Origin of the sequence: Pleurocapsa sp. PCC 7319, from assembly GCF_000332195.1 — a bacterium.
Classification (GTDB): domain Bacteria; phylum Cyanobacteriota; class Cyanobacteriia; order Cyanobacteriales; family Xenococcaceae; genus Waterburya.
The window spans coordinates 480,408-504,269 of the sequence record NZ_KB235919.1; the positions used below are offsets into that span (position 1 = coordinate 480,408).

Here is a 23,862-nt window from a genome sequence, read left to right on the forward strand (position 1 = left end):
CGATTGCTTTATCTATATCATTTCTTTTGACCTTCACTAATCTATAACGTTATACTATTGATATAGATATTAATGCCTTATCTTTCTATCTACCATGCTCGATACTTCCTCTCCACAATACGAAAGAGCTATTAACTGCGCTCGTACTCAATGGCTCAGACAGCTTTTAACCGAAATTCTCCCTCAGCTTATTCCTCTCCACAATACCCCGCGCGACTTGGAGAAAGCTCAACTTTTTGATGCTTTTATCAAAGATAAGTTTGTCGAGCGTGGTCTTACTTCTCTCTCTCAACAAAAGAATCGTCTTACCGATGTCCGAAATGCGATTAAGGTCTTTGACCCCCATCATCCTACCCTCGATGTTATTGGTTTCTCTTCTGATCAATGGATCGAAATTAATCAAAAAGCTGCTCAACGTGCCCATCGTTCTACTCAATTCTTGGATAATCCTCATGCCATCGCCCAAACTGCTTTGGACTTACTCCAGAGCCATACTTGGTCTGATCTTGCTGCTGGGTTGGCTGTCGCCACTGGTCGCAGGATTGGCGAAGTTCTTCAAACTGCTTCCTTTGAACTTGTTTCTCAGTTTTCAGTCCTCTTTGTTGGGGCTGCTAAACGACGCAATGAATCCATACCTTTACAGTTTGAAATTCCTACTTTAGTTCCTGCTCCTTTAGTTCTTGATGCTATTTCTCGCTTACGCTCCCTTTTGGAAACTCAAGGTCTGACTAATCGACAAATCAATGACAAGTACGAACAAATTGTCGCTCGCGCAAGCGATCGCCATTTTCGTGATTTAATTCCCACTAGAGATGGTAAAAATCATCTTTATACTCATTTAATGCGCGGTGTTTACGCTACTATCGCCTCTCATTGGTTTTGTCCGACCTCTGTCAGCGACCTCGAATTTCGCGCCTACGTTCAGGGTCATTTTCAAGTTTTAAATGAACCTGATGCCAGTAAACAAACTAATATGGCTTCCCAACGCCACTACTGGGATTATAAAATTGCTGACGGTCATGGTAATGTTGACGGTCGTTTGGGTATTCGTCTCGATGAAGATGGTGTTGAGATTCTTAAGGCTTTTGCTCCTCAACCCCAAAAGACTACTACTACTGAAAATCTCGGTCGGCTCGTCAAAATTACTGTCACACAACACGACCGCTCTGCCCTGGCTCACATTCAAGATCGCTTTGGTCTGCAAACCCGTGCCAATGCCAATCATTACGTTCTGAATCTTGCTCAATCTCTAATTGACGCTGCTGATCGCCTCCATCTTTCTCCTGAAGTTCTGAGCAAGCGATTAGATGCTTTTGAAGAGTCTTCTTCCTCGGTTTCCGTTTCCGAAACTGCTACTGAAGTACAAGAACAAGAGTCGGCAGATAATTTGCCTATGGATGATTCGCTTTCTTCGACGACACAACCAGGAGTTCCCCCCGAAGGCGGTCACAGTAAACCAGGGGTGATGATTGCCCCTGAACCTTTGACTGAATCAGAATCTTCAGTCCCTCATACTCAAATTCTTTTTGAGAAGATGGATCGGCAATTAAACCAAATGAGTCAGCAGCAACAGTCTTTGGATCATTTGACTCATGCTATTGGCGAACTTGTTCGTGTTTTTTCCCCTAGTCTTTCCTCCATCTCTCCTCCCCAGGTTCGGGAGCAACCAGCTAAGTCTTCTCCTCTTTCTCAGAGTGCATTGGTTCCATCAAGTAAACCTACACAGAAGACTCAAAAAACTCCACCTAAACCACAATCTGAAGTTTCCCCGCGCAAGTCACATTCGATGCAGGTTCGTCAAAGAGTCAATCAATATATCGATGCGATTATGGCTTTTAATGATGTCCTAGATCGTCCGAGGGGCGAAAAATGGGCTATTAGTGTTGCTGGCTTAAAACGTCTGGCTGGTTGTGGTCAGCATCCTGTCTATGCTGTCTATAACTCTCGTAAATCTGAAATCGACGCTCATCACCACAAACATCAACTCTCTTCTACTCACAATAAGAAAGATAGTTCTTTTCCTCCCATTGAATCTGTCATTTCTCTCTAACTTTTCTTGACTCTCCCTTTGGTGATGCAACTTTTGTATTTGCCAACTTACGAGAAGGGGCGATTGCGCTCCGCGTACTGGCAAAGCCAATCAGGTCATTCGTCGAGTCATTCAGGAACGGCAAAGATGCCCCCAGCATTATTGACCTTATCCCTCTATAAACTAATCCGCGATTTCTTTGACTTCTGATTTTTCTCCGCTTTGTCTAGATTATAAATTCAATCAATGAATCACATCTGAATCAAAATGATCAACCTTAGCCAAAAACTACTCCTCCAATTACTAAGACTTTCTGGCAGTTTCCTTATTTACTATTATCAAAACCAAGTTTACGACTCATAGTTTGTAATTTCTTCAATTCTCCTAATCGTTTACGATTTTGATATCTGTCTTTAGCATCTGTAATTACCTTGTTTAAAGTTCGTTGATTTTTGCCGCAAATTAAAATCGCTGCTTCAATCAAAGTTTCTCTAGTCACTCTATTTTCTTTGCACAAAGTATCCATATATTCGTCCACTAAAGGATCGAGCCTTATTGTTCTACGAATAGGCTCAGCTCTAAGATTTATTGCTTGACTACTTTCAGTTAATAAGTCATTATTGTTTGACTCATTTATTGTTTGACTACTTTCAGTTAATAAGTCATTGTTGCTTGATTTATTTGCTGTTTGACTACTTTCAGTTAATAAGTCATTATTGTTTGATTCATTTGCTGTTTGACTACTTTTAGTCAGTAAATCATTGTTGCTTGACTCATTTGTTGTTTGATTATTTTCAGTTAATGAGGAACTTCTAGCATTTACTTTTTTTCTTTGCCTATTTTTCAGGCGCTCTATTGCTTCAGTCATTTTTTCTCTTCTGGCAATTACTTCTCCATTACGCTGTCGTTAATATATTTGACAACAATTTTTGGGCAATATGTTGAAAAGGATACTCTAAACCCTCATGTTCTAGCTCTTTCAATGTCTTTCCTGAATCCATCGCTTTTTTGAATTGCTCTGATTCTATTAGCGACGGTAATATTTCTATTCCTTTTAGTCTCGTTCTCGTTTCCTCTTTTAAAAATAGCTTGATCGTCTCCAGACTTTCTTTACTTTTTTTTGTCTGACTTCTTCCTACCCAACGTTCTCTAAAGGGTAACACTCCCATGATTTTGCCCTTGAATGCTTCTATTTCCCCTTGCTCATCCACTAAATCTAATGTTCTACATATTGAATTTATTCCTTTGCTTGATACCTCTGCTGGTACTAGTAGTAAATCTGCCGCTCCCAGTACCGTCAAACTTATTTGAGATCTTTGAGGTGGTGAATCTATAATACAAAAATCGAATATATCCGATATTCCTGCTAGTCTTTTCCTTAGTACTACTGACCCCATTCCACTGTTTGACAAGTATTCTTGCGCTTGATTTAAGGCATCGTCTGACGGAATCATCCAGATATTTGAATACTTTGTTTCGTATATTCCATCCTCTATCTCTATTTCTTTCCTTAACACTTCCAGTAATGTTGGCTCGTCCGACTCCACCGATACTGATAAATAAAACGTTAAGTTTGACTGCGGGTCACTATCTATTAGTAATACTTTGTATCCTAATAAACTCAAATGCAAACCCAAGAAAAAACTACAGGTCGTTTTTCCCATTCCTCCTGAAAGACTTAAACAAGAAATTACTTGCATTTTCTTTTCTCTCTATCTGAACTTCCCCAATTTAACCAATCAGTTGTAAATTGCCAAGTTATTAACTTTACTCTTTTAGTTATTTAACATTTATGTAATAGTTAATTGGTTAATTTAATAATTGACTAACTTATTGTTTGACTAAATTCAAAAAACTTACCAAGCCTACTGTGATGGATGAATTTATAGCTAGTGATAGATCACCTCAACTATCCGTCACGCTTTGATTTATATAGCTTTCAACCTCCTTCTGTGACGTAGGTGACGGCAAAATCGAAAACTCTTCTACTGAATCATTTTTTGACTCTTGACCCTCATCTAACGTATTACACTTAACCTTGCTTTTTACAATATCATTATTTTCATCAGACTTTTTAAAAATGCCATCACACACGTAACATTCATCACTAGCAATGGTTTCAGTCATCACGCTATCTATCACAGTCGTCACTTTTATCCATCACCATTATTTAATCTAATAGATACATTTATACTACTAAAGCGAAAAACACTACCCTTGAAAAGGCTATTACAGAATCAAATTTCACTCCTATGACTTATACCCGAAGAACAAATACCAGAAGAAGAAGAACTCGCTTAACCAGTTCTCCAGATCAACAAATGTCTATCTTGACCTCACCTGAGCCGCAAGAAAAGCCTACCCCTAACCCCCTCTCTGAATCCACAGAGGCGAATCAGAAAACTGACAATCCTCAACTAGAAAATCCTTCCCTGACCAACAGCATCGATCAAATTCGCTCCGAAATCGACGAGGAACTTCGTTCTACCCTCGTTCTGGTTCTAACGGATTTTGTGGATCAACCACTTTGAAGGGTTTGGCGACCGTTCATCGAGCTAGCAATCAACAAATTGTGAAGCCAATTGTGATGATAGCTAAAACCATTGAGATCGCTAAACGGCGATATCCGTGACGAGCATTTTGAGCGAGTTCTAGCTGCGTAGGGATGGAAATTCCAGATCAGTGCCATCGAACGTAGATATAATCTTGCCGACTCCTTGTCACCATGAAAGTATTGCATAGTGTAGAGTAAACGGTCTTGGTGATTCATCAACCGGTCTACCATATTGCTAGTGCGATGAGCTTGGGGAAATTGATAAGCGACTGTGAATTGAGCAGCACGACGGCATAATTGACGCATCTTGCTTAAAGTGCGTTTCCGTCTGATATGTTTTTTGCTCCAAATCAAAGCTAATCGTATTCCTTGCAAGAATTTAGCAGCAGTAGAGGATTTATAAGCTTTCCAGAGCAGAGCTTTGAGCTTGTTTCTTAAATTGCGATAACTGGGGCTTCCTTTCTGCACTTTTAGCACCGCGTGCAAAAAGCACAGTACCAAAGTCACCGTGGGAAATAGATTAAGCCAAGCCTGTTTAGTTCCGTCCCAAGCATCTGTATTGACTGTCACTGGGGTATAATTGGGGTCGAGAAGACGAGCTTCGGTTTGAAATTCTGCGTATCCTTTAGTTAAAGCTGGCGCACTAGCTGATTCGGTCAAGCTAACTCCCAAAATACAGCCAGATGCTACGGTAGTAGGAAGATAAACTCGTGAACCCCCTAACCAAGTATGTTTTTCATCCGCTACCAGATGTGGAGGCAGTTTTTGAGCGTCTTTGATTGTCGTTCCCACAATCGAGGCTCGACCTAAAGACAGGTAAATACGATACCAGTACATGGCATTACGACCGAAAACATAACTTAAAGCGTCAAAAGGCACACCAAATTGTCTTAAATACATTGGTTTGTCTATTTCGTCGGTTTTTCCTACCATATAAGGCATAATGAAGTCAGGACGCAATTGATAGACCTGCTGATTAGCTTTGAGCTTAATGCGGCGCATTGACAGTTCCTGTTTGCTGGAGACCACCCAATCATGAAAGCTGAACCCTGCTTCCATTTCTCTGGGAAAAATTTCAGGATACTTGGCATAAAGTTGCAGCAAATAGGCTCTATAATTGTGATTATTGGCGATTAGTTGTTGATATTGTTCTTCACTGCTAACGGGTAAACAAATACTTTTATCTCCTCTGATAGAAACTGCCATGCTTGAATTTTTACTGAAAATCAATTGATTGTTTGTTGACTTTATCTCAATTTGATTTCTTTTGTGCTTCAAGCCCCATTATCCTGAGTATTTCTACTACCCACAAAATCCGTTAGAACCAGAATCAGTTTAATCAATTTGGGCAGCGAACCCATAGTGGCGTGTCTCTGCTGAATTGGTATGAGAACGAACGACTCGACTTTATGACACAGCAGCGGGTGACTCAGTTGCATCTAGAGACTAGGCATGGAGGGCAACGATGTACGGCAATTACTGTTTTTAACTTGGTTGAAGGGGAACTAGAGACCTATCATTTAGGTCCCAATACCAAATTGCTGCTCTGTGCCGGTGCCGCGACACCCCAGTTACTCTATGAGCATCGGGAAAAACTCGATAACATGGAGATTGGGGAACATGTGAACGATCATATTCTTCTGCCTTTGGGGATTTATCTACTCCCAGACGAGCTTCAGGTGACCTTGAAGGACCAGTACGTTTCTCTATTTGCGACGACAGAAGAATTTTCTACTGACGATGGTCACGGAGAACCTACGATTTGCAATTTTGATTTTTTCTCGGGTCAGTTAGACGTTCTTCTGTACTTAGTGTCTCATTTGTTTTTAGCTTTTTGGGTTCCTAATTGGTTAAAGTTTTGGATGATTAGAAACCCCAGACTCTTTCAATGTCTCAAACAAGTAAGCAGAGGTCTTGTTAGTGTTTTCAATAGTTTAGACGATCTTCTCTGGTCAATTTTTCATCCCTCAAAGATGGGCAAACATCAATGGAATCTCATTTCAGCCATTGTCAAATTTAATATTGCCCGCGAAGGCTTCTATAAACCTCAGTCTGATACTAAGACTCCTGCCAAGGAAGAGCCAAAACGGTATGAAATTATCCTCCGTTGCTTTGAGAAGGCATCTCTGGAGCAAGATCCAGACTTCAGGGTAGCTAAGACTGCTATCACTAGACAAATTCCGCTGATGGATTCTCTGGGGGCTAAACCCCACCCGTTCTTTCAATTTTTGATTCGGCTATTAACCAGAATGCCTTACAAAACTCAACAAGTTGAGGACTATATCAAACACTACAGTCGCTACGATCTACTTACGGAGCAGCATTTATCTGGAGGCTGTGTCTTTGGTCAAGCTATAGATTTGGGGCAGGAATCGTCACAAGATACAGGCAAAGTATTGGGGAGCGAGAATATCTATGTGGCAGATCTATCTGCATCACCTCTCCCTAGGGTCAGTCCCCAGATGACCGCTTATTTAATTGGGCATCATGTGGCAACTCAACTCTGTCGAAGGGACTAAAAGTAAAGTTATACTGTATCTCACCGATTTGTCATCAATTAAAGGCTCTTATTATATTGTTCTTCTTCCCAATGGCAAAACCAAGGGTCGAATCGCTTGATATCTTTGGCTTCTGGATATTCTTGGCAATATTCGTCAAAAGCAGTTTGATTTAGTCTTTCTGTTTGCTGATGTGCTTTTTCAGCCTGTAATTCTTCGACTAAATCCCAAGCACTGGCGCATTCAGAAGAGGCAAAGCCCTGTTCGTTACAGATTTTACGGGCCTCAGCGAACCTTTGTTCGATTTGTTGTTGGAGTGAGACGGAAGTGGGTTGTTCGACAAAGTTACTTCTCAGCAATAGATCGGTTGTGGAGATGACACCTAAAAGTTGGTCTCTAATTATAGGTGCGCGACGAATGCCAGTATTAGCAAATAGCTGGGCGACGGATTTGGTGCTGAGATCGGGATTAACCACAATACAGGGTTTGGTCATAATTTCACAAACTCTCACCTGGTCAGGATCGAGTCCTTTGGCTGCTACTTTATGAATGATATCGGTTTCAGTAATGATGCCATAACTGTCTGATTCATCGAGGCGCTCAACAATCAGCGAACTTAAACGATGATCTCGCATGAGCTGGACCGCATTGGCTACTGTGGCAAAATTACGAACAGTTATAACTTTTTTGCTCATGATATCTTTGACTTTCATCATTCTTTCTCTCCAATTTGGGTTTTAAATCCATAAAAATTCTCTGATTCACTATCCACTACACCAATTTTCATAGATGCGATCGCACTCAGTGCCCCATTCGTTTTCTATCGATTCATCTAAAGGCAGTTCGATTAATTCTGGGATTTTTTGAAGCCTTAATTGGTCTTCAATGGGGATTAAACAATTAGTTTTTGTGAGGATGTCGGTAATCGAAACAATACCTAAAAGCTGGTCTTTAATCACTGGCGCTAGGCGAATTTGTGCTCTAGCAAATAATTTGGCAATATGTTCGACAGCTAGATCGGGATTGACCACAATACAAGGCTTGGTCATCACTTCGCGGACATATGTTGCTTGGGGATTTCTAACATTAGCAATCGCTTGTGAGATATCGGTGACGGTGATGATGCCATAAGCATCTTGAGCTGAAGTCCGAGCAACAATTAAAGCCCGTAGGTGATTCTGTTTCATGACTCTAGCTGCCTCGGCAATTGTGGCGAAACTATCGATAGTGATTAGCTTGGTGGTCATAATATCTGCTGCTTTCATCAAGCTCTTTCTCCTCCATGGACTAGCAACAAAGAGTCAATTACCAAGTCGCTCTTGCCTTTCAGTCTTAAGTTAAATAAATAACTTGAGAAACTTGTGAGCTTAAGCTTAATTAGGCGTTGCTGAATCGAGATATGATTTTATGATTTTCACTCCTTTAGCAAATCAATCAAAAAGCTAATAGCTAATAGCTAATAGCTGATAGCTGATAGCTGATAGCTACGAGCAGATTACTTTTTGGTTTCATACTTCAAATCAGCAACGTCCTTAATTAAAGTCTGTCTATATAAGATAAAAAGCCATATTTATTTAGAATCAGTCTAATTTTTCATCTCTCAATCTACAGCGGTGTTCAGACTTACTTAAGTACACTTAGTTTGCTTGTTCATTAGGATTGAAATTTCAAACTGTACTTAGCCTGTTTGCACACCGCTATATATTTATTTGAGCAAATTAAACTCAACCAAATCATTGAGGTAACAACTCAAACAAGGTACGTATTAAATTTAACTTTTGAGTGACCAAATTTACTTTTCAGATGACCTCTCAGCAATATTTTATTTGACTATTCCCTTTAAGGATGAAATTAACTGAGTGTCTTAATTACCATAGTTGATAACTGCTGAATGGGATGTTCCTTTTCTGCTATCAGTTTTTTCGATTTAAATATACATTAGCTGATGAATTTCAACAATACGCGAAAACTTGGTAAAGCACCATTATCGGTAACACAGCTCGGATTCGGCGGGGCTCCTCTCGGCGATCTCTACGCACCGCTGCCAGAGTCCGAGGCACTCGCCACGGTCGAGACTGCCTACTCCGAAGGCATTCGCTTGTTCGATACTTCGCCGTTCTACGGGTATGGTTTGAGCGAACATCGGTTCGGTCACGTACTGCGCCAGTATCCCCGGGATAGCTTCCTGCTTTCCACCAAAGTGGGTCGAACCTTAAAGCCTCAGGAACCTTCTCTCATTGATCGAGGTCAATGGCGCAACACCCTGGCCTTTGAACCAGTTTATGATTACAGCTATGACGGCGTTATGCGCCAGGTGGAAGACAGTTTACAGCGTCTGGCCACTCATCGAATCGATATCCTGTTGATCCACGATGTCGATGTCTGGACTCACGGTACTATTGCCGAGACCGAAAAACGTTTCTCGGAAGCCATGTCGGGTGCATATCGTGCTCTGGAGCAATTGCGCAGCTCTGGTGTAGTTAAGGCAATTGGTTGTGGCTTAAACGAATGGGAGATGTGTCAGCGTTTTGCCAACTCTGGAGACTTCGACTGTTTTCTGCTTGCGGGGCGCTATACTCTTCTGGAGCAACCGGCTCTCGATCAGTTTCTGCCACTGTGCGTGGAAAAGAACATTGGCATTCTACTGGGTGGCCCATACAATTCGGGCATCTTGGCGACTGGAGCCAAAGAAGGGGCATTCTATAACTACCAGAAAGCCCCGCCAGAAATTAGAGCCAAAGTGAAGCGGATTGAAATGGTGTGTGCTCGCTATAATGTGCCTTTGGCAGCGGCAGCGATTCAGTTTCCCCTCGGTCATCCAGCGATCGTCTCAATCATCCCGGGCGCGGTTAAGCCAAGTGAAGTCAAGCAAAACATCTCTCTAATGAGTATTGATATTCCACCATCATTGTGGGAGGAGCTGAAACAGGAAGGGCTTTTACATCAGGAAGCACCGACACCATGAGAGTGCTAATTGTTTAATTGAGAAATATCTGGGTCGTAGCCTTCGCTGCCGTTCATTTAGGTATTATGATTCTCTTATTGACAAACAACAGTAACAACTTGCTTAAGTCAGCAAGTCAGTAAATTAATAATCAAGGCTGTCTAATGCTTTATGGATGATAGTTCTAACCAACTCAGTTTTAGGTTTTCCAGTATCCACACTTAACTGACTAAGTCTTTTATTGAGTGATTTTGGTATATCGACGGTAAATCTGATGCTGGATTCTTTTTCTTGACGATCGCCGAAAAATTCCTGTTTTAAATTAACTCCTATGTCATCAGATACTTGAGTATTTACTTCAGCATTTACTTGCTGACTTGCTTGGTTATTCAAGTCATCACCGGTGATAAACTGTTTTTGTGCATCAGTTAATTTCTTACGTGCCATAATTAAAAGCTTCATCGAATAGTTGACGGTAAAAGTTAGCTACTTCTTTTGCTGATCTAGTTTTGAGATCAAATAATGTTGCTCCTTGTCCCATAACATCTGCCGCTACTTGACGCTGAGGTATCTCTGCTTTGAGTAAAGGAACATCCTCGTAGGCAGATAAAACTTCTCTAGCCTCTGCTAGCAGCAAAGTTTTAGGTACTACACGGGAGAGAAAGGTATAAGCTTCTGGTTTCCCATTTCTAATTACCCTCGCTCTGCTTACTGCCTTGATTGCTTGATGACTTGCTGATATATCAGGCGCACTAGGTTGAATAGGAATGAATATCAAATCAGCTAATAACAGAATAGTTCTCTGTACCTCTGCTAATCCTCCTGCACCATCAACAACAACATGGTCAACTGAACTAGCGATCACTGGTATTTCATCCAGTAAAGGATCTGGCTCAGTAAGTCGATAAGTATTGGGACGGGGTAGACCATCATCTAAATTATGAATCCAAGTCGAACTAGTGGCTTGAGAATCGGCATCAACTAAGGCAACAGTTTGGTTTTTTCCCAGTAGGTAACGGCATAGATGGACCGCACTACTACTTTTAGTTGAGCCTCCCTTTAAGTTGATAAAGGCAGTAATCATAGTAATGTTTACTTATTCATTTAATTGCTGATTTGCTGATTTACTTCAGTAAGTATAATTTAAGTATTGGATATTAGAAACAGAGAAAACACCCAGGTTAGGTGATTAATTTTTAAGATGCAATCACGCCCACAGCCCCTTCTTATGTATTTGTGAGAGAAGACCCTCGCTTTCAGCTATTTCTTCCTATGTTGAAAACGGTTAAATTGTCTAATATATTGGACTAGTTGGATGGGTTGTCCGACTTTGTTCAACAGCTTTACGCCTACATAGATGACGGCAAGGAAAAGAAAAGAAATAATTCCTATAATCAGGAAAAACAATTGACGAGCCTCGTTGATAACTTGATTAGCTGGGAGCGAAATAATCTGAGCACCGACAATTTCGTTGAGCTTCCATCCAAATCCATTTACGCTTCCATACCGTTCAACTAGACTTGGGGGCGCGGCACTTGGCTCACCGTGACATTCAAGGCAGCTTGGCTCATAAACTTTGAGGGGACGAGCAAGATAAAATAGATCTCCGTTGAGAGCAGAACGAAATCCTCTTGATTCTTCAACTTCTTCATACTCTCTAAAATTTTCTATGATTTCTGTCTCAAAATTATCAGCCTGATCCTCAGAATTGAGAGGATTCAGGGTTGCGTCCTTATAAAAAAAGTCACGATAATTTGGTTTTTGGCGAAAATTTTTAAATATTTCCCTTGCCGCAAAGTTGGGTATGATTTCAGGGACAAATTCGACTTCTATTCTATTAATTAATTCTGGCTGGACATGAGTCTTGGTATAATCTCCAATGGAGTTAATTGTCTCCATGAGCATCATAGCTTTTGAAGAAATTTGATTTTTGGCATTCTGCTGGAGAACAGCACTCAGAAAAATACTAAATATAATTAGACTTGCCACCAAAATAAGAACTAATAGAAGAGTTAATTTTTGTCTTGACCTAAAATTTTTAAACATATTTCTAGAATCGGACTACCCAATCATCACAAGCATCCTAGGGTGAGATAGCCTAACTAACGTAGCTAGTTTATCTAGCTGAGTCTGGTCATGTACAAGATTTTCAAGCCCCCGAATAAATTCGTGGGGATTGTTCTCAACGGGATTCATGACTATTGTGGATTGAGGTTCTCTATTTTCCCACAGAGGAGAAGAGCCTCTGGGTTAACATTGGCATTATTTTGTAAATAATGCTGTACCCAATCACAACTGTATGCAAGTATTTCATCCAGAGAACGAACGCGGTTTAAATCCCACACAATTACCGTTCTATCTTCACTAGCCGAAGTGAGTCTGTTCCCATCAGAGTTAAACGCGATCGCATTAACCGCAGAGTTATGAGCATTGAGAGTTGTTAGCAGAGTGCCGTCAAGCTTCCAAAGGTTGACGGTGTTATCGCCACTAGCGGTCGCAATAGTTTGACCATCGGGACTGAAGGCTACTCCCCAAACCGTACCATTATGACCATTCAGAGTCTTCAGCTCTGTCCCATCTCGATTCCAAAGCTTCACTGTATTGTCTGCACTCGCTGTAGCCAGCATCTGACCGTCAAAACTAAATGCCAATGCGTAAAGGCGATCGCCATGAGCTTTAAAAGTCTTCAATTCTGTCCCATCTCGACTCCAGAATTTGACGGTATTATCCGCACTGGCCGAAGCCACCATTTCTCCGTCGGGGCTGAAAACAACGGCATTAACTCCAGCACGATGACCAGTTAAAGTCTTGAGTAAAGTCCCCTCTCGACTCCAAAGTTTGACCGTGGTATCGGCACTGGCCGAAGCCACTATTTCTCCGTCGGGGCTGAAAACAACGGCATTAACTCCAGCGCGATGACCAATTAAAGTCTTGAGTAAAGTGCCGTCACGCTGCCAGAATTTGACGGTATTGTCTGCACTAGCGGTCGCAATGATGTTGCCACCAGGCTCGAAGGCTAAAGCGTTAATCGCTGCGCTATGACCAATCAATGTTTTTAACAAAGAACCGTTACTATTCCAAAGTTTGACCGTCTTGTCCCAACCAGCCGAGGCAATAAGCTGCTCGTCAGGACTAAAAGCTACTCCATTCACTCCTGCGCTATGGCTACTAAGAGTGGTCAGCAATTTATTATCTCGCTGCCAGAGTCTAATCGTCTTGTCGTCACCCGCCGAAGCCAGGGTTTGACCATCGGGACTGAAGCTTACCCCCCAAACTTCATCATCATGTCCCTCCAGAGTCTGAAGTAAAGTTCCATCTCGACTCCAAAGCTTGACGGTTTTATCCCCGCTAACAGAAGCAAAGGTTTGACCATCGGGACTAAAGCTGATTCCCCAAACATCATCATCATGTCCTTCCAGAGTCTTGAGTAAAGTCCCATCTCGGCTCCAAAGCTTGACGGTTTTATCGTTACTAGCGGTCGCGATGGTTTGGCCATCAGGACTAAAGGCTAAAGCATTAACTGGGGCTTGATGACTTTCCAGAGTCTTGAGCAAAGCACCATCTCGACTCCAAAGCTTGACTTTCTTGTCCCAACCCGCCGAGGCAATAGTTTGACCGTTAGGGTTGAAGGCTACTCCCCAAACCGATGCCTCATGACCCGTAAGAGTTTTAACTAAAGTGCCATCACGCTGCCAAAGTTTGACTGTGTTGTCGCCACTAGCGGTCGCAATAGCTTGGCCGTCGGGACTGAAGGCTACACTATAAACTATATCACCATGACCTGTAAGAGTTTTAAGTAAGGTGCCGTCATGCTGCCAGAGTTTGACTGTGTTGTCGCCACTAGCGGTCGCAATAGTTTGGCCGTCAGGACTGAAGGCTACTCCCCAAACCTCTTCAACGTGACCTGTGATAGTCTTTAGTTCCTTGCCGTTTCGACTCCAGAGTTTGATAGTATTATCCCAACTCGTCGAAGCAATAGTTTGGCCATCGGGACTGAAGGCTACTCCCCAAACTGCCCCATGATGACCTGATAAGCGGTTGGACTCGTTCGCCCCATAAATTGATCGTCTTAAAATGGACTCCACCTGATTTTGGAGCTTTGTATCTACTCTACCTAATTTTTGTAGTTTTTCTTGGGCGGCGATCGCTTTTACTAGCGCGTTTAACCTATCATTGTCAGCAAATAGCACTTCTGAAGATTTAGTGAGTGCATATAGCTCGCCAATTCTTACTTTCTGCCATTGCCACCGGGCCACCCCCATTAAACTTACAGCTAAAATCGAGCCGAGAGTTAAACCCAATATCGTCCACTGTTGACGACGCTTTTCCGCTTTAATGTGATTATTCCGCTGCTCCAGACTTGCTTGAATGAAACTCCGTTCAGAGTCAGTCAATTCTTGAAAACGTTTTTGCAGCCAATTTGAAGCATCCGTTAGGGGCTTTCCCCGCAATAGAGTATCTTGATTTGAGCTACTACCTTGCCATTGCCATTGCCCTATCGCTGTCCGTAATTGCTCTTGCCAGCGGCGAAAGTCACCGTCAAGGAGCAGCCACTGTTGCAAACGTCCCCAGCTTTTAATTAAAGATTCATGTACAATTTCCACCGTTTCTTTACCAGTAGAATATCTATGGTTAGTTACTACCAGACGAGCAGATGCCAAGCGGGTAACCAAATCCCAATTTTCTGCTTTGATTTCATCACGAGTTGCTAAGCGACGAGTGGCTTCTGTCTCTTCTCCTAAACGAACCAACTGTAGGAACACTTGCTGTACTAGTTGTTTATCCGTCTCAGAAAGTTGAGCATAGACTGCCTCGGCATGGTTAGCTAGCGCCGATGATACGCCACCGATCTCCGAGTAAGCTTGATGAGTTAGTAAACCATGTTGCTGTTTTGACCACAGCTGAGTTAGGGCAAACTCTAACAAAGGTAAACGTCCTGGCTGTTCCCATACATTATTAATGAGTTTATCGGTCAATCCTTGCTCTAGTTTGACCTGCATAAGTGCGGCTGGTTTTTCAATGACTAACTGTAATTCAGAGCGGCTCATCGAACCAAGATTCTGAATTGCTCCCTGTAAGGCATCGCTCCAAGAGCGATCTCCCAAAATATAGCCGTAAAAGTCAGCTCTTAAAGTTAAAACGAGGGTAAAAGCAGGAGCGAATTTCACCGCATTGAGCAATAAAGTTAAAAAAAACTGGCGTTCTGCCTGGTTAGAAAGAGTGTAGAGTTCTTCAAACTGATCGGCAATCAGAAGGAGGCGAGTCTTCGGTGACTCGACCAGGCTTTTGATTAACTTACTTAAAGCTAGCTCATCCCGTCGGAGTGCCAGGAACAATTCCAATTCCACAATGCTGTTGTCGCGAGATGCTAAATTGTCCTCTTGGTTATTTTCTCTTTGCTGCCAGAGAGGAACGAGTGCTGCTGCTAAAGAATCAACAGGATTATTTCCCGGACGAAAAGAGACTATCTGCCAGCAAAGATCAGTATCCTGTTGCAAGTGAGGAATCAATCCGGCAAATACTACGCTGGATTTACCACTTCCGGAAGCACCAACTACAGCTACCAAGGGTTTGCTTTTGACTTCTTTCAGCAAATTAGCAGTGAACTCTTCCCTGCCGCAAAAAAGGTGTGCGTCTTCTTCCCGAAAAGCAGATAAACCTCGATAGGGACAAGGAGGAATTCCTCCCAACTGCAGCCAAGTTGGTGGTTCAACTGCTGGATTTTGACTGATTACCGGCAACCAAGAAGCACTGGGAAATTCATTCTCTAATCCTTGTAGCTGTCTACGAGCTTGTCGTACCGCTGAGTATAGAGGCGATCGCTGGCTAGCAAAAGCGGAGAGAAAATGCTTGAAAAATTCCTGTGCCACACGATTTGGTACTGGCTCTCGCATTACTATAATTTGAGGGAGGTTCAATTTCCCCAGAGCATTTGCTAATCCCAGTCCATCACAGGAATTAAAAATTGCTAAATAGAGATCATTTTTAATGGCTTCTTTAAGAGCTTCCTTTAACTGTTCTACCGTTAAGCTGTTATTTGTTTTATTCTCATTAAGATAAATTCGACCCGTTTTTCCCTCACTTTGACTGTGACCGGCAAAAAAGAGGATGTCCCAGCCTTGAGAATTCCAAAGCTGTTCGTTGAATTCATGGCGGGAGGGATTGACCAGAAAAACGGTTTCGGCATCGGGTAAGCCTTTTAAAAACCTTCTTTCTACTTCTAAATCTATACCTTGACTATTGCCCAAAACCGCCAAGATTCTGACTTTTTTTCTGTTGATTTTTGACGGCGATCGCTTGATGCGTTTATACTCTGGTCGAGAAAGAGCTGCTTCTGAGTAATAATAATCTTCAACAAAATCCCAGCAATGCCAAGGTAATCGTCGTAGCTGTTCATCATTGGTTTCAATAATGACCCGAATTTCCTCGCTCGGGTCTAATTGCGATCGCAGTTGCCTTTCAATGTTGAGAAACTCCACCGATTTGAGCCAGGCATTGAGGCTCTCATGTAATTGTTGACCTAATGCATCAAAACTGACCTCAGAAACTTGAGTTATACCCCCTTCATCAATTTCTAGTTCATCATCATCATCATCTGGCCCTCTGGAAAATAGAACTAAACGACTGCACAAAGCCTTATAGATTGACTGCCAAGTCCTGTAGGATTCAGCTAGAGCTGGGGCTGCCGGTAGACTGCCTATAAATTGCTCTGGTCGAGGATAACCTGCTGCCCATAATTGAGCAGTGACTCGAGGAAATCCCTTGTACAAGTCCCCACTTCCCAAATTGATAACAACTGACTTGCTCATTAGAGGATGTACTTTATAAAAGGATCTCTTAAATCTTATCGATTCTTTATCGATTCCTTATCAATTTTATGTACGGGTAACATAAACACATATGAATGTTAGTATTGTTGATGCTCTAAATTGCTCCAGGATCGGGCTTAAGAAACAAAACCTTTTCTGCATTTCTGCGCCGTACTAATCCTGGGAGTGTCAACCCACCACCTTTTACCCAACGGTCAAATTCTGCTGCTGCTCCTTTACAATCGCCACTGTTCAGCTTGCGGAGCATAGTACTTTTTTCAAATGCTCCTAGTCCAACATTATAGGTAAAGCAGACTAAGGCACTAAACTGGTTGCTCCCTAACTTCACCTCAACTAGGGATGTTACCCCATCGGCAAATTTTTTTACGTCTTCTAATAACCACTGTTCAGCAGTTTTCTCATCAATCTTCATTCCTAACTTGACTCGACTTCCTGTAGTACCATAGCCAATAGTCAGAACACCTGCTGGACAATAGTAAGCATTAGCACAAAATCCTTCAAAATGCTTAATCAGATTGAGTCCTTCTTGGTTAATCTTCATCGTTAAAATTCTCCTTGAGTTAAACTAAATTTGGTTAAAATTCTCCTTCTCGGGAAGACTGAGAATGTTGCTGAAGTCGGTCTTTTGCCATTTCTTCTAAAGATTTGGGTTGCTGACGACCTAGAAAAGCTCCTGCTCCTCCTGTAATCAGCCCACCTCCTAGGGAAGCGAGCTTGACATTATTTTCAACACTGGGGCTTAGAATGATCGCGATCGGGGAGAGTACACCTACGATTGAAACCATTGCGCCAGCTACCGTGGAGATTCGGTCATTAACAGCAGCAGCTTTCGCTAGATAGTCATCTGTTTGAGTATTAGGATCGTCTTTGAAAGAGTAATAATTCATGTTGTTAATCCTCGATAGATTGAAGTGAACTTATAAGATGTTTGCGTTAGAGATGAGAATAAATACTAGTTTGAACGCTTTATTCGCCTATAGAATTTGCTGGGGTTTCAACCTCTAAATTTCCATCCTTTTGTTTGACAGAAAAATCCTGTTCGCTTCTGCCTGTTCTAGCTAGACCAGCAGCACCAGCTATTGCTGTTCCCGCCAACCCCAGACCAGCAGTTGCTCTTGTCTCATTAATTTCTGGCTGAATCAATACAACAACACCAATTACGGCTCCAATGGTTGCTAAAAATAAGGGGGTTATAGCTTCAATTACTTCTGGAAGTGAGCAATTTACAACAGGAGCTAGTTGACGCTTGTTTGAGGTTTTTGAGCTATTAAAAATTGTCATTTTGAGTACCTATAAGTTAGTTGTATTGTCTTTTAAATAGCTGCCTAGAAAATCGACTTATGCACTTCTGGATGTTACTCAAATAAACTATAGTTAAATTGTCAAATTCTTAAACTTACGATTGCTTAAATAACCGAGCTAGCTAGAGATTTGCCCTGAATTTTTGAACCCCAAAAAATGGCATCGCCTTCTGGCAATGCCCAAAATATATATTCATGGAATTGTTTCTTTTTTCTTGAGTTCTGAAACAAAAGGTGAGCTTTTTTGCCTACCTTCAGATTCAATAACTAATAAACATCTAAGTTCAGTGGAGATTTGTGGTTAGGTATTTTTTTCTCTGAGCAATTTAGAGTATATTTCTATAGTACTTCCAGCAAAAAGACAGATAATGCCATAGCTAATCATATAACTTATGCTGTCATTAATTAGTGTGTAACAAGAGGAATCACTAGGGTCACAACCTAATAATTTATATATAATTAATCCACGAATCAAAGGTAAGCTAATAATAGTTATGGCAACAAACAGTAATAGACTCAAAAAATTTATAGTTTTTTTAAATTGCTTACCGCAGTACAATAAACAATAAATACCTACTAAAATAGCAGCAAAAAACTCTGATAACTTAGCAGTTTTAGTGAATGTCAAATCAGGGAAAATATCATACATAGTTTGACTAATTGCTACTACGCATAAACCTATTACAATACCGATAACAAAGCCTTCTTTAGCTTTTTGAGATAAAATTGCAATTATTTCAGAAAAAAGTTCTTTCATTATTCTCTTATCGAAGATTATTTTGTAAGTTTTCAAGCTTAAAAAGCGATCGCTCATCTTAGAACTACTACGCCCTGTGTGTGAGAAAAAGTCTCCATTAGCTATACTTCTGCACCGCCGTAGCCAACTGAGAATTGAACCGGAGTGGTGATCAACCTGCTTGTAATTGGTCGATTTTGTCCAGGAATAACCAGCACCATCCCAACTTTAAGCTGATTAGGGTCAGATCCGAGCGCAACACGATTAGCGTCGTAAATTTTTCTCCATGACTTTTCACTACCATCGCCGTAAAATTTCAGGGCAATTTTTTCTAGTGTGTCGCCAGATTGTACGGTATAGGTTTGACCAGACATAATTTTCTCCTTTCAATTAATTGTGATTGCAAGCTGACTGAGATAGAAACTCGATTTTTCAAAACAACCGAGTTTCGTGAATCCTGAAAACATTAGCGAGATGTAGCAAAAACCTGAGTCCAGTAGTATTTATAGTTAACTCTGCCCTGATCGTTGGCGAGGAAGTAGTAACCCACACCAATCTCTCGTGCTTGAGGACTAAGAATATTGCGACGATGACCTGGACTATTCATCCATCCTTGGACGGCTGCTTCAGGGGTAGAACCACCCGCATAAATGTTTTCAGCGCAGAATGACCATCGATAGCCTTCCGCTGTAATGCGATCGCTCATCTTAGAACCATTACGCCCTGTGTGTGAGAAAAAGTCTCCATTAGCCATGCTTTGGCTATGCTTCTGCGCCACCGTAGCCAACTGAGAATTGAACCTGAGTGGTGACAAACCCGCCTTACGGCGTTCAAGATTAGTGAGTTCTACAACGCGATTGATAAAGTTTTGACTCATGATTGATATACTTTTAACTAGATAAAACTTGATTTGTGTCGAAAAGAAGATATATTTCTTTGTCTTCTTTCTAATATTTAATAGTTGTTCTCTAGATCGACTTATGCACTTCTAAAATAAAAATAGCTCGAAACAAAAACTCTCAAAAAAATTACCGTGACTAAATTACTAAAAAAAGTCACGATAAAACAATTAACAATTTCAATTGCAATTAGACATACATAAACCAGATATTATGTTGATCGTTTTTTGGGAAATAAATTTCATCAGACTGTGGTTCAATAAAACGCAGTTTTTTATCATCATTAATCATCCAATTAATTGCATGAGGATGAGGAAGATTACCCCAGACAATTCCGAAACAAAAAGGAGCTTGAATTTTCTCAGAAGAATATGCAGCTTTAGCAAAATCTGCTTTTAAAACCAGAGCAAAGTCATCACAATCAAAACGCTCTTTTACCCACTTGTTTCTATCAATAGATGACCATTGAATAACTTTTTGGGTATATCCTACAGATGGACAGTAGTATTTTCCGTCTGGACTATGAAATTTGTAATTCTTTCCTAATTTAGCTCCAATTTGCTGCCTGACGATACTGTGAACTTCTTGACCAGATATGTAGTTTGACATGATTTAAACTCCTTAATGAATGAATGTAGGTATAAAATTATTGAGAAACTGTAACAGAACGAAAATCTCTGAGATTTCTAGCAATATCAAGTAATTTCTTGAGTAAAATAATCATTTCGGCTTTGTCAATATCTTCAATCTCTTTGACTATTTCTGGAACATTATCAAAGGCGGAGAATAAAGAGTTAATTTTGTTCATAAATTCTAAGACAATAGGTAGATCGTTATGATTAACTTTGCCGTCGGCAACAACTTTTGCTCCGAAAATAGCTAGGACTTCAAGACCATCAACTAGTTCGATAATTTCTTTTATTTCTTTAGTTTGCGTGCTCATGATTTTACACTTAGTAATATTTACTAGAAGGTATTTTTTTTCTTTTCCTTCTATATCTAAATAGTTGTCAGCAAAATTAGCTTATGCAGTTTTAAAATTTAAAATTAGATGATTATGGAAATAAATATCGACATTCATACTATTGAGATAATTGATTTCAACGACATTTACTAATCAATAGTTAGGTAAAACTAATTATAAATAGAGAATGAGTCTACTAAATAAGAATATCAACTAAATAAATAATTCTGTTGTTGTAATTATTTAAAAATATAATAGCTACAAAAAAAGCCCCAAAAATAAATTAAGGGGCTAACAGCAAAATATTACAGTTTAAGATGAAGTCAGAAATCTTGTGCAATCTTATTGGATTATAAAAGAATAAGAGCCATGAAGAAAATAGGAATTATAGCTTGAACTATTTCAGGTTTCATTTTGTTAATCTCCTTTTGGTTTGGTTAAATAAACTTAATTAGTCTTTCTTGCTTACTCATAGATTTTATTAATCTATCTCCAGAAGGTAATTTCTTATTTTCTCTTCCTTCTGTAGCTAAATAGTTGCCAGCAAAATTTACTTATGCACTTTTTGCTCTGAAATTAAAATTAGAATTATAAACAGATATTAGATAATGGTAAAAATGAAAAAAGCGATCGCTCTAATCAAAACTGAAAAGAGCGATCGCCAAATTGAGATCAATTGAAGCTTAATCTAATCCTTGAGTGGGATAAGGCACTACTACAACTATTCCCGCAGGCATATTGTGAGGCTCGAAGTCTTCTTGCTGCAATAATTCTTGCTGCATCATGGTGACTTTGTAGATATCTCGCCAACGAGATTCATCGCCGTAATATCTAAGAGCAATCGTGCAAAGGGTTTCTCCAGGTTTAACAGTGTGTTCAACTTGGTAAAGTATGGGTGCGTTGGACATAATTTTCTCCTATTAATAACTTAAACAAGGTGATTAGAAAGGCTTTTGTCCTCGATAATTTCCTGGGGAAACATAGCGACAGACCAATCGATATTTGCCATCACCACCATCGACTCCAGCACATCCCACTTGGGAGGTATTTTTCCAGACTATTTGAGTGTAATGTCCTACATCAGCCCAATTACCTGTAGAGCTAACGTTGGGAAAAGTGCCATACTTAAAGTATTTTTTTTCACCACCCCAAGCATCAACCATTTGAGTAAAGGAAAACCTACGGAAAGTACCCATCCATAAGTTTTCTCCTTGACCATTAGTATGACTATGCTTGAATGCTCGATTTCGTGAGAGGTAATTTGCCCATTGTCCTGCCTGTGCTGCTAATTGATTTGACCACCTCAGAGGAGGAAGACCAACTTGTGAACGGTATTTATTATGAGCATTAAGGATTTCTTGTGCCATAGACATAGTTTATTTCTCCTGATTAATGTGTTGTTTAATTGCAGAATTGATTGCGGTTAAATGTAGGTAATAAGATTCAGAAAAATTTTTTTCTCTCTTAAAATTCAAAGTTTTCTGAATCTTTTTTGTTGGCAAATTATTTTTGTTAGCCTGATATTTTATCGAGATTTACCAAACACCTGAGTCCAATAATTATTAGAAGCACCAACACCAATCTCAGTATATTTGGGACTAAGGATATTTCTACGATGTCCAGGACTGTTCATCCAAGCCTTTACCACTTGCGAGGGAGTTTTTTGACCTCCAGCTACGTTTTCTCCCAAGGCTGAATATCTATAGCCAACTCTTTTTACACGAGTTTCCATATTAGAGCCATCAGAACCTGTGTGAGTCGTTCTTCGCATTCTGACCATATTGAATGTATGGTTTTGGGCTGCTTTATATAATCGACAATTAGAACGTAAAGGTCTTAAACGATATTTAGCACGTACTTGATTAGTCAGTTTAGCCACTTCTAAAGTTGCTGGAGAAACTCGACAGTTTGCAGAAGCAGGTTCTACTTGTAAAAATAAGGGACTGGCGATTGCAGCAGCGGATAAAAGTCCCGTGGCACTGAGTAAAATTGGTCTAATTTTAGCTGAAATTGTCATAACTTTTTCCTTGGTTTTTGTTGTTTTTATCGGTCAAATAAAAGCTATTTATGCTTTGGTTAACTTTGCTTTATTCTTAATAGTTAATAGCTGTAAGTAAAATTTACTTATGCAGTTTTTATGCTGCTGCTCACTAAATTTTTAAAGCCATTGATTCCACAACAATGTGTATTTAAAAATATGCTTGAGATTTGTCCGCCAACGCAGATCGCTTTTGACAATTTGCATAAATTCAGCGAAATCTTTGGTAGAGCGGATTACCTGACATCCAGCACTATACCGACCAATATTGTTGATTGGGTTACTGCCACCGTGGTGAATATTAATTCCAAAAAACCCCGTGTCTCTGGTGTCTCCTGTTCTGGAGTAGTCTTGATTGCCATCTCGCCACACTTTAACGCGATCGCCTGTCTGAACTAAAGCCTCGTATTTACCATTGTGAAGTCCTGTCCGCCAACAACGCTGTTGACCGAACTCTAGTCGAGCAGCCCCCTTGGCGTTGAGTTTGTTAACTGTGTAATATCGACCAGGTTCAGTTGTGCCGACATACAACCCTTTAAACTTTGGTCGCTCGTTTTCAAAGACTAGACAGCCAATCAAATCGTTAAAGACGTTTGGGGCATCGTTATTAGGCGTACCATCAAGATTCATGCCTTCGATGCCGATGAGGTTGACTTCTCCCTGTCCTCGATCTAAAGAGTAGCCTCGTTCCTCACAACAAGCGACAACTCTCTCGGCTAAAGAGCCAGTCCCTGCTTTTTTAAGCGATTTTCCCGCTCGATCTACTAGTTCTGCATGACCATCATAGACATACCAAGTATTAAAACCTTTAATCGTTTGGTCGGCTAGAGTTACTTTATAGTGCTGATTCTCATGGTGATAAGCCAACACGGGAAATTCCTGGGGAATTTTATCAATAAAGACTTTGTGCTTCAGTGGCAGTTGAGAACTTTGAATCGTTTCTTTTTTTAGAATTGTCGGTTTAACTATTTTTAAAAAATAAGGACAATCTATTTTTTGTTGGCGTTTTTGATGGGTTAGCATAACGATAATTTATTGACTGAAACTACATTTTTTGAAAACAAAAAGT

Annotated in this window: 27 protein-coding genes; 4 read left to right on the forward strand and 23 right to left on the reverse strand. The window is 40.5% G+C overall.

Annotated features, from left to right (window positions below; translation table 11 throughout):
- The first annotated feature begins 94 nt into the window (after positions 1–94).
- On the forward strand, positions 95–2,050 hold the full coding sequence (locus PLEUR7319_RS0103505) for a protelomerase family protein (RefSeq protein WP_019503822.1): 1,956 nt from the start codon (positions 95–97) through the stop codon (positions 2,048–2,050).
- Here the strand turns inward: PLEUR7319_RS0103505 and PLEUR7319_RS42475 are convergent.
- From PLEUR7319_RS42475 to PLEUR7319_RS0103520, 4 genes are all read right to left on the reverse strand, one after another.
- Positions 2,037–2,189, reverse strand: a complete 153-nt coding sequence (locus PLEUR7319_RS42475) for a hypothetical protein (protein WP_237743502.1) — start codon at positions 2,187–2,189, stop codon at positions 2,037–2,039. The genes PLEUR7319_RS0103505 and PLEUR7319_RS42475 overlap by 14 nt on opposite strands.
- Positions 2,190–2,354: 165 nt before the next feature.
- On the reverse strand, positions 2,355–2,897 hold the full coding sequence (locus PLEUR7319_RS0103510) for a hypothetical protein (protein WP_019503823.1): 543 nt from the start codon (positions 2,895–2,897) through the stop codon (positions 2,355–2,357).
- A gap of 28 nt (positions 2,898–2,925) precedes the next feature.
- On the reverse strand, positions 2,926–3,729 hold the full coding sequence (locus PLEUR7319_RS0103515; protein ID WP_026102283.1) for a ParA family protein: 804 nt from the start codon (positions 3,727–3,729) through the stop codon (positions 2,926–2,928).
- 205 nt (positions 3,730–3,934) lie between these two features.
- A complete protein-coding gene (locus PLEUR7319_RS0103520) occupies positions 3,935–4,156 on the reverse strand; it encodes a hypothetical protein (RefSeq protein ID WP_026102284.1) in 222 nt (73 codons plus the stop codon).
- Between the two features lie 125 nt (positions 4,157–4,281).
- Here PLEUR7319_RS0103520 and PLEUR7319_RS0103525 point away from each other — a divergent pair, with 125 nt between their 5' ends.
- Positions 4,282–4,560 carry a hypothetical protein gene (locus tag PLEUR7319_RS0103525; protein ID WP_019503826.1) on the forward strand — a complete coding sequence of 93 codons (279 nt, stop codon included), beginning with the start codon at positions 4,282–4,284 and terminating at the stop codon, positions 4,558–4,560.
- On the opposite strand, the gene PLEUR7319_RS0103530 is transcribed toward PLEUR7319_RS0103525, so the two are convergent.
- Complete coding sequence (locus PLEUR7319_RS0103530; protein ID WP_019503788.1) at positions 4,548–5,789, reverse strand: hypothetical protein; 1,242 nt, start codon at positions 5,787–5,789, stop codon at positions 4,548–4,550. The genes PLEUR7319_RS0103525 and PLEUR7319_RS0103530 overlap by 13 nt on opposite strands.
- A gap of 203 nt (positions 5,790–5,992) precedes the next feature.
- Between PLEUR7319_RS0103530 and PLEUR7319_RS34100 the strand changes: the two genes are divergently transcribed.
- Positions 5,993–7,102 carry a GMC oxidoreductase gene (locus PLEUR7319_RS34100; protein ID WP_019503827.1) on the forward strand — a complete coding sequence of 370 codons (1,110 nt, stop codon included), beginning with the start codon at positions 5,993–5,995 and terminating at the stop codon, positions 7,100–7,102.
- Between the two features lie 38 nt (positions 7,103–7,140).
- Here PLEUR7319_RS34100 and PLEUR7319_RS0103545 read toward each other — a convergent pair whose 3' ends face one another.
- Together PLEUR7319_RS0103545 and PLEUR7319_RS0103550 are read right to left on the reverse strand one after the other, a co-directional pair.
- Positions 7,141–7,794, reverse strand: coding sequence for a CBS domain-containing protein (locus PLEUR7319_RS0103545; RefSeq protein WP_019503828.1), 654 nt, complete (start codon positions 7,792–7,794; stop codon positions 7,141–7,143).
- A gap of 51 nt (positions 7,795–7,845) precedes the next feature.
- Positions 7,846–8,346, reverse strand: a complete 501-nt coding sequence (locus PLEUR7319_RS0103550) for a CBS domain-containing protein (RefSeq protein ID WP_019503829.1) — start codon at positions 8,344–8,346, stop codon at positions 7,846–7,848.
- 680 nt (positions 8,347–9,026) lie between these two features.
- Between PLEUR7319_RS0103550 and PLEUR7319_RS0103555 the strand changes: the two genes are divergently transcribed.
- The gene (locus PLEUR7319_RS0103555) at positions 9,027–10,046 is read left to right on the forward strand and encodes an aldo/keto reductase (protein ID WP_019503830.1); all 1,020 of its coding nucleotides are present in this window, start codon (positions 9,027–9,029) and stop codon (positions 10,044–10,046) included.
- Positions 10,047–10,169: 123 nt separating this feature from the next.
- On the opposite strand, the gene PLEUR7319_RS0103560 is transcribed toward PLEUR7319_RS0103555, so the two are convergent.
- From PLEUR7319_RS0103560 to PLEUR7319_RS34120, 16 genes are all read right to left on the reverse strand, one after another.
- The gene (locus tag PLEUR7319_RS0103560) at positions 10,170–10,472 is read right to left on the reverse strand and encodes a hypothetical protein (RefSeq protein ID WP_144054232.1); all 303 of its coding nucleotides are present in this window, start codon (positions 10,470–10,472) and stop codon (positions 10,170–10,172) included.
- Positions 10,462–11,109, reverse strand: coding sequence for an AAA family ATPase (locus tag PLEUR7319_RS0103565; RefSeq protein ID WP_019503832.1), 648 nt, complete (start codon positions 11,107–11,109; stop codon positions 10,462–10,464). Before PLEUR7319_RS0103565 ends, PLEUR7319_RS0103560 begins: the two co-directional genes overlap by 11 nt.
- 176 nt (positions 11,110–11,285) lie before the next feature.
- Positions 11,286–12,071 carry a DUF3365 domain-containing protein gene (locus tag PLEUR7319_RS0103570; protein ID WP_019503833.1) on the reverse strand — a complete coding sequence of 262 codons (786 nt, stop codon included), beginning with the start codon at positions 12,069–12,071 and terminating at the stop codon, positions 11,286–11,288.
- A gap of 152 nt (positions 12,072–12,223) precedes the next feature.
- Positions 12,224–16,834, reverse strand: coding sequence for a CHAT domain-containing protein (locus PLEUR7319_RS42480; protein ID WP_019503834.1), 4,611 nt, complete (start codon positions 16,832–16,834; stop codon positions 12,224–12,226).
- A 115-nt stretch (positions 16,835–16,949) separates the two neighbouring features.
- Positions 16,950–17,396: a lysozyme gene (locus PLEUR7319_RS0103580; protein WP_019503835.1), complete on the reverse strand. Its 447-nt coding sequence runs from the start codon at positions 17,394–17,396 to the stop codon at positions 16,950–16,952.
- Between the two features lie 34 nt (positions 17,397–17,430).
- The gene (locus tag PLEUR7319_RS0103585; RefSeq protein ID WP_019503836.1) at positions 17,431–17,742 is read right to left on the reverse strand and encodes a hypothetical protein; all 312 of its coding nucleotides are present in this window, start codon (positions 17,740–17,742) and stop codon (positions 17,431–17,433) included.
- A gap of 79 nt (positions 17,743–17,821) precedes the next feature.
- Positions 17,822–18,136, reverse strand: coding sequence for a hypothetical protein (locus PLEUR7319_RS34105; RefSeq protein WP_019503837.1), 315 nt, complete (start codon positions 18,134–18,136; stop codon positions 17,822–17,824).
- Positions 18,137–18,457: 321 nt separating this feature from the next.
- Complete coding sequence (locus PLEUR7319_RS0103595; protein WP_019503838.1) at positions 18,458–18,970, reverse strand: hypothetical protein; 513 nt, start codon at positions 18,968–18,970, stop codon at positions 18,458–18,460.
- A gap of 44 nt (positions 18,971–19,014) precedes the next feature.
- Complete coding sequence (locus PLEUR7319_RS34110; protein WP_019503839.1) at positions 19,015–19,266, reverse strand: LysM peptidoglycan-binding domain-containing protein; 252 nt, start codon at positions 19,264–19,266, stop codon at positions 19,015–19,017.
- A gap of 92 nt (positions 19,267–19,358) precedes the next feature.
- Positions 19,359–19,769, reverse strand: coding sequence for a CAP domain-containing protein (locus PLEUR7319_RS0103605; RefSeq protein ID WP_019503840.1), 411 nt, complete (start codon positions 19,767–19,769; stop codon positions 19,359–19,361).
- Between the two features lie 211 nt (positions 19,770–19,980).
- Positions 19,981–20,400 carry a lectin MOA-related protein gene (locus PLEUR7319_RS0103610; RefSeq protein WP_019503841.1) on the reverse strand — a complete coding sequence of 140 codons (420 nt, stop codon included), beginning with the start codon at positions 20,398–20,400 and terminating at the stop codon, positions 19,981–19,983.
- 37 nt (positions 20,401–20,437) lie between these two features.
- Entirely contained in the window at positions 20,438–20,734 is a 297-nt protein-coding gene (locus PLEUR7319_RS0103615) for a hypothetical protein (protein ID WP_019503842.1), read from the reverse strand.
- A 704-nt stretch (positions 20,735–21,438) separates the two neighbouring features.
- On the reverse strand, positions 21,439–21,663 hold the full coding sequence (locus PLEUR7319_RS0103620; protein WP_019503843.1) for a LysM peptidoglycan-binding domain-containing protein: 225 nt from the start codon (positions 21,661–21,663) through the stop codon (positions 21,439–21,441).
- Positions 21,664–21,696: 33 nt separating this feature from the next.
- The gene (locus PLEUR7319_RS0103625; protein WP_237743503.1) at positions 21,697–22,128 is read right to left on the reverse strand and encodes a CAP domain-containing protein; all 432 of its coding nucleotides are present in this window, start codon (positions 22,126–22,128) and stop codon (positions 21,697–21,699) included.
- 152 nt (positions 22,129–22,280) lie between these two features.
- Complete coding sequence (locus PLEUR7319_RS34115; protein ID WP_019503845.1) at positions 22,281–22,772, reverse strand: CAP domain-containing protein; 492 nt, start codon at positions 22,770–22,772, stop codon at positions 22,281–22,283.
- 141 nt (positions 22,773–22,913) lie between these two features.
- Positions 22,914–23,816 (reverse strand): hypothetical protein, encoded by a 903-nt coding sequence (locus PLEUR7319_RS34120; RefSeq protein ID WP_019503846.1) that lies wholly within the window; start codon positions 23,814–23,816, stop codon positions 22,914–22,916.
- Positions 23,817–23,862: the final 46 nt, after the last annotated feature.